This window comes from Haloferax sp. Atlit-48N (genome assembly GCF_003383015.2).
Taxonomy (GTDB): domain Archaea; phylum Halobacteriota; class Halobacteria; order Halobacteriales; family Haloferacaceae; genus Haloferax; species Haloferax volcanii.
The window spans coordinates 1,602,544-1,615,891 of the sequence record NZ_CP137689.1 but is presented as its reverse complement, the minus strand read 5'-3'; the positions used below and the strand labels follow the sequence as shown (position 1 = coordinate 1,615,891).

At 65.1% G+C, this 13,348-nt stretch carries 13 protein-coding genes and 1 tRNA gene; 12 read left to right on the top strand and 2 right to left on the bottom strand.

All coding sequences use genetic code 11. The annotated features are described in order from the left end of the window. Positions 1-628: 628 nt before the first annotated feature. Together DEQ67_RS08665 and DEQ67_RS08660 are read left to right on the top strand one after the other, a co-directional pair. Positions 629-1,189 carry a TATA-box-binding protein gene (locus tag DEQ67_RS08665; RefSeq protein ID WP_004041616.1) on the top strand — a complete coding sequence of 187 codons (561 nt, stop codon included), beginning with the start codon at positions 629-631 and terminating at the stop codon, positions 1,187-1,189. A 301-nt stretch (positions 1,190-1,490) separates the two neighbouring features. Continuing rightward, positions 1,491-2,060 (top strand): transcriptional regulator FilR1 domain-containing protein, encoded by a 570-nt coding sequence (locus tag DEQ67_RS08660; RefSeq protein WP_115802704.1) that lies wholly within the window; start codon positions 1,491-1,493, stop codon positions 2,058-2,060. 171 nt (positions 2,061-2,231) lie between these two features. Here DEQ67_RS08660 and DEQ67_RS08655 read toward each other — a convergent pair whose 3' ends face one another. After that, positions 2,232-3,437 (bottom strand): Cdc6/Cdc18 family protein, encoded by a 1,206-nt coding sequence (locus DEQ67_RS08655; RefSeq protein ID WP_004063115.1) that lies wholly within the window; start codon positions 3,435-3,437, stop codon positions 2,232-2,234. A gap of 1,395 nt (positions 3,438-4,832) precedes the next feature. Between DEQ67_RS08655 and DEQ67_RS08650 the strand changes: the two genes are divergently transcribed. The 3 genes from DEQ67_RS08650 (at position 4,833) to DEQ67_RS08640 (ending at position 7,779) form a co-directional block, all read left to right on the top strand. After that, positions 4,833-5,315, top strand: coding sequence for a hypothetical protein (locus DEQ67_RS08650; RefSeq protein WP_004041613.1), 483 nt, complete (start codon positions 4,833-4,835; stop codon positions 5,313-5,315). A 229-nt stretch (positions 5,316-5,544) separates the two neighbouring features. After that, on the top strand, positions 5,545-7,632 hold the full coding sequence (locus DEQ67_RS08645; RefSeq protein ID WP_115891220.1) for a DEAD/DEAH box helicase: 2,088 nt from the start codon (positions 5,545-5,547) through the stop codon (positions 7,630-7,632). 73 nt (positions 7,633-7,705) lie between these two features. Further along, positions 7,706-7,779: transfer RNA gene (locus DEQ67_RS08640), tRNA-Tyr, on the top strand. A 180-nt stretch (positions 7,780-7,959) separates the two neighbouring features. On the opposite strand, the gene DEQ67_RS08635 is transcribed toward DEQ67_RS08640, so the two are convergent. Beyond that, positions 7,960-8,331 (bottom strand): 2Fe-2S iron-sulfur cluster-binding protein, encoded by a 372-nt coding sequence (locus tag DEQ67_RS08635; RefSeq protein WP_004041611.1) that lies wholly within the window; start codon positions 8,329-8,331, stop codon positions 7,960-7,962. Positions 8,332-8,503: 172 nt separating this feature from the next. On the opposite strand from DEQ67_RS08635, the gene DEQ67_RS08630 reads away from it, so the two are divergent. From DEQ67_RS08630 to DEQ67_RS08600, 7 genes are all read left to right on the top strand, one after another. After that, the gene (locus tag DEQ67_RS08630) at positions 8,504-8,782 is read left to right on the top strand and encodes a hypothetical protein (RefSeq protein ID WP_008605666.1); all 279 of its coding nucleotides are present in this window, start codon (positions 8,504-8,506) and stop codon (positions 8,780-8,782) included. 117 nt (positions 8,783-8,899) lie between these two features. Further along, on the top strand, positions 8,900-9,283 hold the full coding sequence (locus DEQ67_RS08625) for an acyl-CoA thioesterase (protein WP_004063118.1): 384 nt from the start codon (positions 8,900-8,902) through the stop codon (positions 9,281-9,283). A 115-nt stretch (positions 9,284-9,398) separates the two neighbouring features. After that, positions 9,399-9,875, top strand: coding sequence for a 6-pyruvoyl trahydropterin synthase family protein (locus tag DEQ67_RS08620; RefSeq protein WP_115859742.1), 477 nt, complete (start codon positions 9,399-9,401; stop codon positions 9,873-9,875). Further along, positions 9,875-10,648: a 7-carboxy-7-deazaguanine synthase QueE gene (locus tag DEQ67_RS08615; RefSeq protein WP_115802701.1), complete on the top strand. Its 774-nt coding sequence runs from the start codon at positions 9,875-9,877 to the stop codon at positions 10,646-10,648. The genes DEQ67_RS08620 and DEQ67_RS08615 overlap by 1 nt, the downstream gene beginning before the upstream one ends. A 102-nt stretch (positions 10,649-10,750) precedes the next feature. Next, the gene (gene queC / locus DEQ67_RS08610; RefSeq protein WP_004063120.1) at positions 10,751-11,485 is read left to right on the top strand and encodes a 7-cyano-7-deazaguanine synthase QueC; all 735 of its coding nucleotides are present in this window, start codon (positions 10,751-10,753) and stop codon (positions 11,483-11,485) included. 128 nt (positions 11,486-11,613) lie between these two features. Beyond that, positions 11,614-12,366, top strand: a complete 753-nt coding sequence (locus tag DEQ67_RS08605) for a class I SAM-dependent methyltransferase (RefSeq protein WP_004041605.1) — start codon at positions 11,614-11,616, stop codon at positions 12,364-12,366. A gap of 78 nt (positions 12,367-12,444) precedes the next feature. Then, complete coding sequence (locus DEQ67_RS08600) at positions 12,445-13,326, top strand: DMT family transporter (RefSeq protein ID WP_115802700.1); 882 nt, start codon at positions 12,445-12,447, stop codon at positions 13,324-13,326. Positions 13,327-13,348 lie beyond the last annotated feature (22 nt).

The window sequence follows — 13,348 nt, the reverse complement described above, 5'->3', positions numbered from 1 at the left end:
CAGCGTAATGCTGTCAAATCACCGTTCAAAGGTCCGAGTTCGCGTGACATCCGTTCGGATGTCACCGAACTACTAGGGCTAACATCAGATACCGTCTTGCGGCGTACCGCAGGGGCGGAATCCTCATTTCCTTCGGACCTGAATCGAAGCGATTCGAGGGTATAAACCCTTCGAACCCCGTTCGGTTCGGGTCCGGTGAGGCAGGACGCGTTGAATCGCCCTGCAATCGCGGTGTGTCGTTCGCATTCATCCGAAATGCCTTGGACCACTTAAGGCCGTCGTATCGTGGCGACCCCCGGGAAGGTGTGTCATCCCGGTGAGCGCCTGACGACCTTGGGGTCGGGGGCGTTCGGTGGAAGCTTTCAGGGGGAGTACCCCCGTGCGCTTCTTCGCATTAATCCGAATGCCCGGGATACATTTAACCCCGTTGATTTAGTGGCTCTGTGAGAAAAATAGACACGAGGCGTGCCATAACTTCACGCGCGGTCAGTTGTGACATCAATTCGGTCGAGCGATAAATCAATGTATTAGTTTCGCGTGCGTGCGAAGGGCCAACAGAATCGACCCGTTGAAGTCGGTTTATAACGGGTCGCTTTATAAGGCCGGAGGTACGATTCACGTGCGAGCAATGAGTGGGCCGGCAGACTCCATCGAGATTCAGAACGTAGTCGCATCGACCGGGATCGGTCAGGAGCTCGACCTCGAAGCCCTCGCCGACGACCTCCCCGGTGCAGATTTCAATCCGGACAACTTCCCGGGCCTCGTCTATCGCACCCAGGACCCGAAAGCCGCTGCGCTCATCTTCCGGTCGGGGAAGATCGTGTGCACGGGCGCGAAAAGTATCGACGACGTGCACGACGCACTCGGGATTATCTTCGATAAGCTCCGTGAGCTGAAGATTCCCGTCGACGACGAGCCAGAGATAACCGTCCAGAACATCGTTTCCAGCGCGGACCTCGGACACAACCTGAACCTGAACGCGCTGGCCATCGGGCTCGGTCTCGAAGACGTCGAGTACGAGCCGGAGCAGTTCCCCGGCCTCGTCTACCGGATGGACGAGCCGAAAGTCGTTATCCTCCTCTTCGGTTCCGGGAAAATCGTCATCACCGGAGGAAAGCGGACGGACGACGCGGAAACCGCCGTCGAGGAAATCGTCGAGCGCATCGACGCGCTTGGACTGCTCGGCTAGGCGCTCCCGAACTATCCGATTTTTCGCGGTGCTAGGTGTCTGAACACCCATAAGTGTGAAATGGCGAACAGTGTAACAGAGGTACATGAGTGCGCGGGAGGACGTAGCGTTTCTCGTTGGGTCACAGAGTCGAGAGGCGATTCTCCGGGCGTTGGCGGTCGAACCACGTCGACCGACAGCGCTCGCGGAACACTGTGACTGCGCCCGAGAGACGGCACAGCGGACACTCGCAGGATTCTGTGACCGAGGATGGGCGAAAAAGAGATCCGACGGACTGTATCACCTTACGCCGGGCGGAACGATGGTCCACGAACGGTACGAGCGGTTCATAGAGACGGTCGAATGCGCCGACCGAATGAGCGAGTTCCTGGCGAACGCCGCAGACATCTGTGAGAACGCCCCGCCCGGTGTCCTCGGTCAGATGAACATCACGACCGCCGCGGACAACGACCCGCACGCGCCACTTAACAGGTACTTGACTATCGTCGGAAGCGAGCCAGTCGACCGCTTCCGCGGAGTCACGCCCATCGTGAGTCGTGTGTTCAACGAATCGGCCGAAGCGGTGCTGGGAGAAGATACTCGGATGGAACTCATCGTCGACCGCGGCGTCCTCGAGCGTTCGATGGACGCCTACCCGGACTCCTTCGAGCGTGCGCGGGACCTTGACCAGTTCGAACTTCGAGTCACCGAGGAGAACCTCGATTTCGGCCTGCTCGTGGTCGACGGCCACGGTCTCGTCTCCGCCTACGACGAACACAACAACCTGACGGCCCTCGTTGACGGCGACGCGTCGGAAGTCGTTTCGTGGGTCGAAAACCTGTACGAGTCGGTCCGCTCGAAATCAGTGCCGATTGACCGCCTCGAACCGTGAGTCGGCGCCGACAACCGGCGTGACCGGGTCGGTCACGCGTGAATATTCCAATCACATGATGATGCAATAAACTATAAGAGGCCACTCTACGGAGGTACGCCTGCGGTGGTACGGCGTTCCCGCTAGCCGGTTCGGCCCTCACACGCCCCGGTCGAGAGTTCGATTCTCCAATCAGGAGTCCGTGTTCTCGATGAGGACGTCCCTCACCACGTCCGGATCCTCGAGCAGTTGGTGCTTGGTGTAGCTTCCCTCCGCGCTCCCGCCGCTGTGTTTCGACTGCTCGATGATGTCGAGAAAGGCGTGTTCTTTCAGGAGGTCTCGAACCCGCCGCAGCGACAGGCTATCGGAGCCCTGCTGTCGGCAGATGTTCTCGTAGACCTCGTAGACGCGGCTCGTTCGGAAGCCGTCTTGTTTTTCGTTCGAAAGCGAGAGGATGGCGAGCGCCTGCAACACGTAGCGAGAGTGAGGCGTCGACCCGCGAATCAGCTCGCGGAAGCGGTCGGTCTCCGCGCGCTGGCGCGCCTGCGTGACGAAGTTCTCCTTGACGGTACTCGCCCCCATGGACTGTGCGATTTCTCCCGCGTACCGCAGGATGTCGATTGCTTTCCGGGCGTCCCCGTGTTCGCGGGCGGCGAGCGCCGCGGCTCGCGGAATCGTCGATGGGTCCAACACGCCGTCGCGGAAGGCGTCGCTCCGGGCGTCCATGATGTCGCGAAGCTGGTTCGCGTCGTACGGTGGAAAGACGAACTCGCGCTCGCAGAGGCTTGATTTCACCCGCTCGTCCATCCGGTCTTTGTACTGAATCTTGTTGCTGATACCGATGACGCCGAGCTTACAGCCGGCAATCTTCCCCGCCTCACCGGCTCGCGAGAGCTGCATGAGGATGTCGTCGTCGCTCAGTTTGTCGATTTCGTCGAGGATGATGAGAACCACGTCGTACAGCGAGTCGAGGATGCGCCACAGGCGTTTGTAGTACGTCGACGTCGAAAGTCCCTTATCGGGGACTTTTATCCCGGTAATCGAGGTGTCGTTGACACTGTCGGCGATGGTCTGGACGGCCTGCGTCTCGGTCGTGTCCTGCGCGCAGTCCACGTAGGCGAACGTCGCTTTCACGCCCTCCTCTTCGGCCGTCTCGACGAGGCGCTGGGAGACGTACTTCGCACAGAGCGACTTCCCCGTCCCAGTTTTCCCGTAGATGAGGACGTTGCTCGGGCTCTGTCCGAAGATGGCGGGGTTCACCGCGGTCGCGAGATCCGAAATCTCGTCGTCGCGACCGACGATGCGACCCTCGCCCGGGAGGTGGTTAATCTCCAACAACTCCTTGTTGGCGAAGATGGGGTCCTCCCGGGTGAAGAGGTCGTCGCTGGCGTTAGGCATGTTCGCAACACACCACGTTTCCGGTGAAAGGACTTACCATTCGACTCAGCACACACACACCACGTTTCCGGTGAACGCCCACGAACCCCGGTTTCCCGTCCACACGAAACGGAGGTATTGATTCACCGGAAACACGGTGTGGGGGAGTCTACCTGACCCCACGAGGCCGGCTACTCTCACTTCGCGTCCCACCTGAGGACGGAGAACGCGCACGAAGCTGACGAGTTACGTCGGCACCGACGCCGTGTGTGCGCTGTTGCTGGAAGCGGTCTGTGACGAGAGTCGACTGTAAAGTCCCGTCTCGCCACGAATCGCTCAGATTCACCGGAGTTCGCGAAACCTCGTAGGACCCTCCAGAACGGACCGAAATCACGGACTGTCCTGACTCGCAAACTCCGAAAAACACACGTCTAAGACGAGCAGTTCGATTCGAACAGTACTCGAGTTACGAGTACTTCTTTACTTCACGAGTGTATCAATGGTCGTTAACACGAATATACTATTTAATCATTGCTACTCGAACTACACAGGACCCCCGACGCGAGTCGAGTGAGTGCTGGACCGCACCTGATGGACTCGCCTGGCTGACTCACCGGAAACGTGGTGTCTCATCTCAGTCTCCCGTAGTGTCCCTATACCCCAGATAGAACTCTCATTGCAGGTGTTTTCACCGGAAACACGGTGTGTTCAATATAAGTGGTTCGATTCGGGTGCCCCCGAAAATGAGGGGGAAGATACGAACGCGCACACCCGTGTTTCCATGCGTTTGCCGCTGCCAGGCGCGTGGTTCGGTTCACCGGAAACGTGGTGTGCGCGTGACCTCGCTCTGGTGACTCATCGGCTGTTCGACCGCTTTCCGACCCCCGCGGGACTCGCCTGCCCTGTATCGTATTTCACCGGAAACACGGTGTCTGTCAGCGTTGCTACGTTCTCCGCCGAACCGGACGAAGCTGACGACGGAGAGCTGGCGACGGAGAGCTGACCGGTGAGCGACCGACTGTCGTTTTCCGTCCTGACGGCTCGTGGTATCCCGGCTCTGTGACCGGGTTTTCCGGTTCTCTTTCCCCTCATTCACCGGAAACGTGGTGTCTCTGCCCGTCTCACCCGGTCTCGGGATTCACCGGAAGCGAGGTGTGGGGTGTCGCGAACACGATGTGGTGAGTCGTCGACGACGACCGACCGGACCCGGCCGAGCCGTCACCTGCCGACACCGACGTCTACACCGGTCTCGGACCGAACTTAGCTCTCACTCGTTCACCGGAAACGTGGTGTGCATGCGACTCTCGTGCATCCGTGCGTAGCTTCCCGGAACGGGTCTCGAAACGTTCTCCCCCGACGGACTGTGTCGTTCCCGTGGCGTCAATGCAATTACCCAGGGGGACGAATCGGTAACGTATGCGTGCGCTCAGTCGCTTGTGGGTGCGCCTCGGCGAGGTCGTGTTTAATCGCGACGACGACGGAGCGTGGTCTCTCGAACGCTCCCGTTCGACGGAGACGCGGTGGTCGCGCCCGGGGGAGCGAGTCGATTGCTTCCGGTTCGACGACGGCTACGTGACCACCGTCCACTACGAAGACCGAGAGGTCACGTGGCAGTTGACTCCCGGTCAGGTCCCGCTCGCGAGCGCGCTCGTGATGGCGAAGCTCTACCTCGAACACGAACTGACGCCGCAGACCGACCCGGAGGGACGGCCGTTCGTCGGTCTCGCTGAACGGGGACCGGTTCAGGTCTTCGAGGAGATTCCACCCGAGCCGGTCGAGTACGTCTATCTCGACGGCGTCCGGACGCTCGAAGAGTTCCCCGAGTTCCTCACCGTCGACGACGACTTTCGGGCCGTGTTCGACCGGATGGCTCCCGCGCGGTCGAGCACGTCCCGATAGTATCGCCTCCGTCCCGATAACGTCGTTTCAACGGGGGTCCGCTTCGACGAAGCCGAGTCGCTTCTGTCTTCTCGCACTCAGCTCGTTCGCTCCTCGCTTTCTCCTCGCTCTCCCTTCGTTCCTTCCGCCTCCGCTCCCCCTGAACCCTCGCGTGCAGCGAGTTCCCTCGCTCGCGTCACGGGCCCCGGTGTCGCAAGCCGTTTCCCCGTCGCGACCGTATTCGGCTTCGATGACTGCCGAGGACGAGGACCAAAGTCCTCCCGACGGAGACGGCGACATCGACGGGGCCGGCGCGTCCCGAGACGTGCTCGACCGATTGGCCGACGTAACCGAGGTATCCGACGTGCCCGACGCGTCCACCGTCGACGCGGACCAACCGAGCGAAATTGCCGACGGCGTCTCGCTCGCAGCGTTCTACGAAGCGCTCGAATCCGAGGGCCGGCCCGTGGTGACCGCCCAGCAGGTCGCTCGCCGCCTCGGCGTCTCGCAGGCGGACGCGATGGACGGACTCGACGCGCTCGCCGGTGCGGGGCGAGTCCAGCGGGTGAACGTCGAGACCGACCCGGTCGTCTGGTATCCGACCGAGTGGGGCGACCTCGCCTCGCGCGAGCGGGTCGTCCTCTTTCCGAAACGCCGCGAAATCGTCGTCGACAACCCGACCCAGTACACCCGGGCGCGACTCTCGCAGTTTGCGCACCTCGCGGACACCACCGGCGACCGCGAGGGCCGCGGCCGCGGTTACCTCTACCGCATCCGGCAGGAAGACGTGTGGCAGGCACCCTTCGACGACGTCGACTCGCTCCTCTCGATGCTTCGGTCGGTCCTCCCTGAGCGGTCGTCGCACCTCGAAGCGTGGGTCGAAGACCAGTGGAAGCGCGCCCACCAGTTCCGCCTCTACTCTCACGAGGAGGGGTACACCGTCCTCGAAGCCGCCACCGAGAGCCTCATGGGCAACGTCGCGCTCCAGAAACTCGACGACGACCACGTCTACGCCCCCATCTCGGACACCGAGGCGTGGGTCAGAGACGAAGAAATCGCGGCCATAAAGCGCATCCTCTACGACGCGGGCTACCCCGTCGAGGACGACCGCGACCTCGAAGAGGGCGAGGAACTCGACGTTACGCTCGGCGTCGACCTCCGCGACTACCAGCGAGACTGGGTCGACCGATTCGTCGACCAGCGCGCCGGCGTCCTCGTCGGGCCGCCCGGCGCGGGGAAGACCATCGCCGGCATCGGCGCGCTCGCCGCGGTCGGTGGCGAGACGTTGATTCTCGTGCCGAGTCGCGAACTCGCCCGCCAGTGGCGCGAGGAACTCCGCTCGACGACGGACCTCGACGCCGGCCAAATCGGCGAGTATCACGGCGGCGCGAAAGAGATTCGCCCGGTCACAATCGCCACCTACCAGACCGCCGGGATGGACCGCCATCGCTCGCTTTTCGACTCGCGGCGTTGGGGGCTCATCATCTACGACGAGGCCCACCACATCCCGAGTCGCGTCTTCCAGCGGAGCGCCGACCTCCAGTCCAAACACCGCCTCGGGCTGTCGGCGACGCCCATCCGCGAGGACGACAAGGAAGCAGAGATCTTCACGCTCATCGGCCCGCCTATCGGCACCGACTGGGGGAAGCTCTTCGACGCCGGCTACGTTCAGGAGCCCGAAGTCGAGATTCGCTACGTGGGTTGGGGCGACGACATGGCCAGAAACGAATGGGCCTCCAGCGACGGCCGCGAGCGGCACATGCTCGCCGCGATGAACCCCGGGAAGATATTCGAGATTCGTCGGCTCCGCGCCCGTCACGCCGACTCGAAGACGCTCGTTTTCGTCGACTACCTCGACCAGGGAGAGGCGATTGCCGAGGCGCTCGACGTGCCGTTCGTCAGCGGCGAGACCCGCCATCACCGCCGCGAGGCGTACTTCGAGGCGTTCCGCGACGGCGACCTCGACACGCTCGTCATCTCCCGCATCGGCGACGAGGGCATCGACCTCCCGAACGCCGGACTCGCAATCGTCGCCTCCGGCCTCGGCGGCTCTCGCCGGCAGGGCTCCCAGCGCGCCGGCCGAACCATGCGCCCGACGGGGAGCGCGCTCGTCTACGTGCTCGCCACCCGCGGCACGAGCGAAGAGGACTTCGCCCAGCGCCAGATGCAACACCTCGCCGGGAAGGGTATCCGCGTCCGGGAGACGAGCGCCGACGACCTCGACCCCGACTCGGACGGCGGTGACACCGACGCCGACACTGACACCGAAGACGACGAGTCGGACGGCGCTGAGTCGGCGTCTGCGGACGGCGCTGAGTCAGCGACGACCGACGAGTAATCACCCGTCGTCGGGCGCTTCGCCGCCCGGAATGAGAATTCTTAAGTCTGCCCGTGGATTGAGATTCTCTTGACCGCTCTTAGCTCAGCCTGGCAGAGCAGCCGACTGTAGATCGGCTTGTCCCCCGTTCAAATCGGGGAGAGCGGACTGAACTTCAACACCCGCGAGCGTAGCGGGCGGTGTTGAATGTGAAGGACTCCTCGACCCGATTTGAGCAGCGAGCAACGCGGAGCGTTGCGAGTGAGTTCAAATCGGGGAGCGCGGATTCTCTCAGTGTTGCAACTCAGAGCGCGGACCGTCTTCTCTCGTACCGGCCGGTTCACACGGTCACTCCCGACCGCCCCACACCACCTTTTCGACCAGTTCGACCGTTAGCGGCCCGTCGACGCGAAGCTGACACGAGAGCCGCGGGTAGCCGAACCGCGCCGCGAGGTCGTCGTGCCAGTGGTCGGGCGTCGGCTCGCCCGAGCGAACCCGGACGCCGCACGTCGCACAGAGGCCGCGCCCGCCGCAGTTCACTCGCTTCGTGAGCCGCGCGTACGGTGAAATACCCGCGTCGAGCAACGCGTCGCGGAGGACGGTCCCGCGTTCGACTTCGAGGTCGGTGACGCGGTCGCCGTCGGTGTCGCGGACACGAACCGTGACAGTCGAGTCAGCCGGGTCGCACTCGGTTCGAACCCGGGGCTCGCGGTCGCTCATCGGTCGGTCGTTCGGGCCGACGCGACATGGGCGTACCCCTCGGACCGGCCCCTCGTCCAGTCGCCTCGCCCACCCCTCCCGCTCGCGGCTCTCCCGTCATCTATGTAGAATCCATACCCGAAGATATCAGTATTATAACGGCTTATGACGGGCGGATTCGTAGATGAGCGTGATGGTGTCCCTCGCGTCCGCGCCGGTGTTGGTGAACGTCCGCGTCGAGATGAACGACCACGAGACGATGACGGTCGAACTGCACGAGACGAACGAAACGCGCCACCTCGTGGCCTACGAGTCCGAGCGCATCCGCGACGCGCTCGCGTCGCTCTCCGAGGGCGCTCGCGTGCCCGTCGAGATGGTCCGCGCCGGCTCGCGCTCGAACGTCTGGAAGGCCGTCGCACTGCACGGCCGACAGACGCTCCCCGCCGACCAGTCGGCGCGCACGGCGAACTGAGTCGTCCGCGACCCCGTCTTTCGCCCGCCGCTCGTTCCCGCGTCGTCGGCTTATCGCACCGGCTTCACCGGAGGCAAACCGTCGGTGCTATACCCCTCGCCCGTGTCGCGCACCGCAATGAGCTTCGTCGCCGAGGTGGAAGTCCGGTTCCGCGACCACGACTCGTTCGGCCATGTGAACAACGCGGTCTACGCGACCTACTGCGAACAGGCCCGCGTGCGCTTCTTCGAGGAGGTGTTGGACACCCCGCTTTCCGACCCGCACATCGTCGTCGCGCACCTCGAACTCGACTACCGCGCGCCAATCGAGGGCGTCGGCACCGTCGAGGTGGAAGTCGAGGCCGGCGAGCCCGGCGGAAAGAGTTTCCCCATCTACTACACGCTCTCCTACGAGGGCGAGGTCGTCGCCACCGGCGAGACGGTTCAGGTCGCGATGGACGACGAGGGCCGCCCGACCCGCGTTCCCGACCAGTGGCGCGAGGCAATCGCCGACCAACCGTAGCGTCCGGCCGCCGCTCGCACCGCGTTGTCTCTTGGAGCGACCTAGAACGACACCGGTTATTCGACCGACAGAGCCGAGACAGGAGAATTAAATACTCTCGTGATAATCCTCGGATATGCCTCGGGGAACACTAGAACGCGCACAGTCGGCGGACGCCGACGACGAGACCCCGCTGTCCCGAGCAGGCGAACGCGTCCTCCACATCGGACGCGACCGGCCGATTCGCATCAGCGCCGGCCATCGTCTCCTCCACCACGACGGCAAGTGTAGCCGCCCGCACGGGCACAACTACGAGATTTCGGTCCGCGTCGTCGGTGACCTGACCGACGAGGGCTGGGTCGTCGACAAGGGCGTCGTGACCGACGTCATCGACGAGTGGGACCACCGCTTTCTCGTCGAATCGGGCGACCCGCTGGTCGAGGCGTTCGAGCGCTCCGGCGACGCCGACGGAACGGTCGTCCTCGACGCGCCGCCGACGGCCGAGGTGATGGCCGTCGTGCTCGAAGAGAAGCTGCTGACGGCGCTCCCCGACACCGTCTCCGAGGTCTCGGTCTCGGTCAGCGAAACGTCGGAGCTCTGCGCCGGCTTCTGATGCCCGTCTCCGACACCGTCGCCCGCGACGACACCGACGCCGAGGGCGACCGCCTCCCGATAAACGAGCTGTTCGCGTCGCTTCAGGGCGAGGGTAAACTCGCCGGCGTCCCGAGCACGTTCGTCCGCACCAGCGGCTGTAACCTCCGCTGTTGGTTCTGCGACTCCTTTCACACCTCGTGGGAGCCGACTCACGCGTGGCTGAGCCTCGACGAAATCGTCGCCGAGGTCGAGTCGCTGTCCCCCGAGCACGTCGTCGTCACCGGCGGCGAACCGCTCGTCCACGACGAGACCGACGCGCTCCTGTCGGCGCTCGACGACGACTACCACCTGACCGTCGAGACGAACGGGACGCTCGAAACCGACGCGCCGGTCGACCTCGCCAGTATCAGCCCCAAACTCGCGTCGTCGACGCCGACGCCCGACAACGTCCCGGACGACGTCGACCCCGGCGTCTGGACCGAGCGACACGAGAACGCCCGCGTCGACCTCGGCGCGCTCGCCTCGCTGGTCGAAGACGCGGCGGAGTTCCAACTGAAGTTCGTCGTCACCGGCCGCGACGACCTCGACGAAATCGAGTCGCTCGTCGACGACGTGCGCGGCGTCGCAGACCGCGAAATCCGCGACAGCGACGTGTTGCTCATGCCCGAGGGACAGACCCGCGAGCAGCTCGCCCGCACCCGGACCGAGGTCGCAGACCTCGCGGCGTCGTTCGGCTACCGCTACACGCCGCGACTCCACGTCGACCTCTGGAACGACGCGCCCGAGACCTGAACGCCCGCCGAACGAACCTCGAATCCCGCCGAACCCCGCCGAACGCCCGCTAAACGAACCCCGAACACACCCCAAACACACCCCGAACGTTCCACGATAACGATGACTACCGAACCCACGTCCGACGACAAACGCGCCGTCGTCCTCCTCTCCGGCGGCATGGACAGCGCGACGACCGCTTACGAGGCAACGCAACGCGGCTACGAACTCTACGCGCTCCACACCTCCTACGGCCAGAAGACCGAGTCGAAAGAGTACGACTGCGCCCGCGAACTCGCCGACGAACTCGACGCGCGGGACTTCCTCCACATCGAGACGAGCCACCTGAAGCAGATCGGCGCGTCGTCGCTCACCGACGACTCGATGGCCGTCGCCGACGCCGACGTGGACGCCGACGACATCCCGACCTCGTACGTCCCCTTCCGCAACGCCAACCTCCTGTCGATGGCCGTCTCGTACGCCGAGGCGAACGACTGCGACGCCGTCTTCGTCGGCGCACACTCCGAGGACTACTCGGGCTACCCCGACTGCCGGCCCGAGTTCTTCGACGCCTTCGAGGCCATGGTCGACGTCGGCACGAAACCCGACACGACCATCTCGCTCGAAGTCCCGTTCGTCCACGACTCGAAGACCGACATCGCCCGCCGGGGCCTCGAACTCGGCGTCCCCTTCGAGCACACGTGGTCCTGCTACCGCGCCGAGGAACCGGCCTGCGGCACCTGCGACTCCTGTGCGTTCCGCTTGCAGGCGTTCCAGAACCTCGGCGAGCGCGACCCGATTCCGTACGCCGAGCGCCCTGACTACGCGGACGGCGACGCCGACCCCGACGCGGCGTAGGCGGCGTAGCGTCGCCCCGCACGCTGACCACTCCGCGCTCCGTGCGCCGACGTGACGGAGAGAGTTCGCCCGCGTCCCGACCTGTCTCCTCGCGCCCCTTTTTCACCGACCTGCGCGAACCCCGCGTCATGAGCGACGAGAAACGCCGAACCGCCGCCCAGTTCGGGAGCGCCGCCGAGTCGTACTTCGACAGCGAGGTCCACCGCCTCGGCGCGGACCGCGAGACGCTCGCGTCGTGGTGCCGCGGCGCGACCCGCGCGCTCGACGTGGCGACCGGGGCCGGCCACACCGCGGGCGCGATAGCCGATGCCGGCGTCTCCTCGGTCGTCGCGGCCGACGCCGCCCCGGAGATGGTCGCCACCGCGGTTCGCGAGTACCCCGTCGCGGGCGTCGTCGCCGACGCCGAGCGCCTTCCCTTCGCGGACGATGTCTTCGACGCGGCCGCCTGCCGTATCGCCGCGCACCACTTCCCCGACCCCGAGGCGTTCGTCGCCGAGGTCGCGCGCGTCCTCGAACCGGGCGGCGTCTTCGCCTTCGAGGACAACGTCGCGCCCGAAGACGCCGCCCTCGCCGCGTTCCTCAACGGCGTCGAAGTGCTCCGCGACCCGACTCACGTCGAACTCCACCCGGTTTCGCGGTGGCGCGAGTGGTTCGCGGCCGCGGGCCTGTCGGTCGAGACGGTCGAAACCGCGGCGATACGTCTCCAGTTCGACCCGTGGACCGAGCGGACGAACGTCTCGCCCGCCGACCGAGACGAACTCGAACGTCGGTTCCGCGAGGCGCCCGAGGAGGCGAAAGAACTGTTCGACGTGGAGTTCGACGGCGACTCCGTCGTCTCCTTTGCCAACCCGAAGGCGCTGGTTCGAGCGCGAACGGAGTAGGTGAGCAGAGTCGCCGCCTCGAATCCGCGACCCGCCGAGACCCACAAACGGTAAGCGGACCCCCCGCGACGTGGAGGTGTGTCAACGCCCGACTCCGACGCCCCCATCTCGCCGCTCGCGGGGCTCGGCATCGCGGTCCTCGCGGTCAGCACGAGCGCGATTCTCGTCCGCTGGAGCGCCGCGCCCAGCCTCGTGAAGGCGTTTTATCGGGTCCTGTTCACTGTTGCCCTTCTCGCGCCGGTCGCGCTCGTCCGCCACCGCGACGCGTTGGCGACCATTTCGGGACGGGACCTGCTGGCGGCCGGGGGTGCGGGCGTCGCGCTCGCGGCCCACTTCGCGTCGTGGTTCGAGAGCCTCAACCACACGACGGTCGCCGCGAGCGTCACGCTCGTGCAGTCCCAACCGCTTTTCGTCGCCGTCGGCGCGTGGGCCGTCCTCGACGAGCGCGTGAGCCGCCGCACCGCAATCGGCATCGGCGTCGCGCTCGCGGGCATGGCGCTCATGTCCGTCTCCGACTTCCTCACCGCCGGCGGCGCACCGCGGCCGCTTCTCGGAAACGGACTGGCGGTCGTCGGGGCCGTGACGGCGGCCGCCTACGTCCTCACCGGCCGGAGCGTCCGCAGCAGGGTCGCCCTCGTCCCCTACGTGGTCGTCGTCTACTCGGTCTGCGCCGCCGCGCTCCTCGTCGTCGCGGTCGGCCGCGGCGACCCGCTGACGGGCTATCCGCCCCGCGAGTGGCTCCTGTTTCTCGGGATGGCCGTCGGCCCGGGCGTCTTCGGCCACACCGTCATCAACTGGGCGCTCGCCCACCTCGAATCGAGCGTCGTCTCCGTCTCCCTCCTCGGCGAACCCGTCGGCAGCACGATTCTCGCGCTCTTTCTCCTCGGTGAGATTCCCACGCTCCCGACCGTCCTCGGCGGGGCGGTCGTCCTCGGCGGCATCTACGTCAGCGCGTCCTGACCTGTCCCGGCCGATACGGGCG

Coding starts and splice junctions, on each gene's coding strand:
- DEQ67_RS08665 (WP_004041616.1), top strand. CDS start 629: ATGAGTGGGCCGGCAGACTCCATCGAGATTCAGAACGTAGTCGCATCG.
- DEQ67_RS08660 (WP_115802704.1), top strand. CDS start 1,491: ATGGTCCACGAACGGTACGAGCGGTTCATAGAGACGGTCGAATGCGCC.
- DEQ67_RS08655 (WP_004063115.1), bottom strand. CDS start 3,437: ATGCCTAACGCCAGCGACGACCTCTTCACCCGGGAGGACCCCATCTTC.
- DEQ67_RS08650 (WP_004041613.1), top strand. CDS start 4,833: ATGCGTGCGCTCAGTCGCTTGTGGGTGCGCCTCGGCGAGGTCGTGTTT.
- DEQ67_RS08645 (WP_115891220.1), top strand. CDS start 5,545: ATGACTGCCGAGGACGAGGACCAAAGTCCTCCCGACGGAGACGGCGAC.
- DEQ67_RS08635 (WP_004041611.1), bottom strand. CDS start 8,331: ATGAGCGACCGCGAGCCCCGGGTTCGAACCGAGTGCGACCCGGCTGAC.
- DEQ67_RS08630 (WP_008605666.1), top strand. CDS start 8,504: ATGGTGTCCCTCGCGTCCGCGCCGGTGTTGGTGAACGTCCGCGTCGAG.
- DEQ67_RS08625 (WP_004063118.1), top strand. CDS start 8,900: ATGAGCTTCGTCGCCGAGGTGGAAGTCCGGTTCCGCGACCACGACTCG.
- DEQ67_RS08620 (WP_115859742.1), top strand. CDS start 9,399: ATGCCTCGGGGAACACTAGAACGCGCACAGTCGGCGGACGCCGACGAC.
- DEQ67_RS08615 (WP_115802701.1), top strand. CDS start 9,875: ATGCCCGTCTCCGACACCGTCGCCCGCGACGACACCGACGCCGAGGGC.
- queC (WP_004063120.1), top strand. CDS start 10,751: ATGACTACCGAACCCACGTCCGACGACAAACGCGCCGTCGTCCTCCTC.
- DEQ67_RS08605 (WP_004041605.1), top strand. CDS start 11,614: ATGAGCGACGAGAAACGCCGAACCGCCGCCCAGTTCGGGAGCGCCGCC.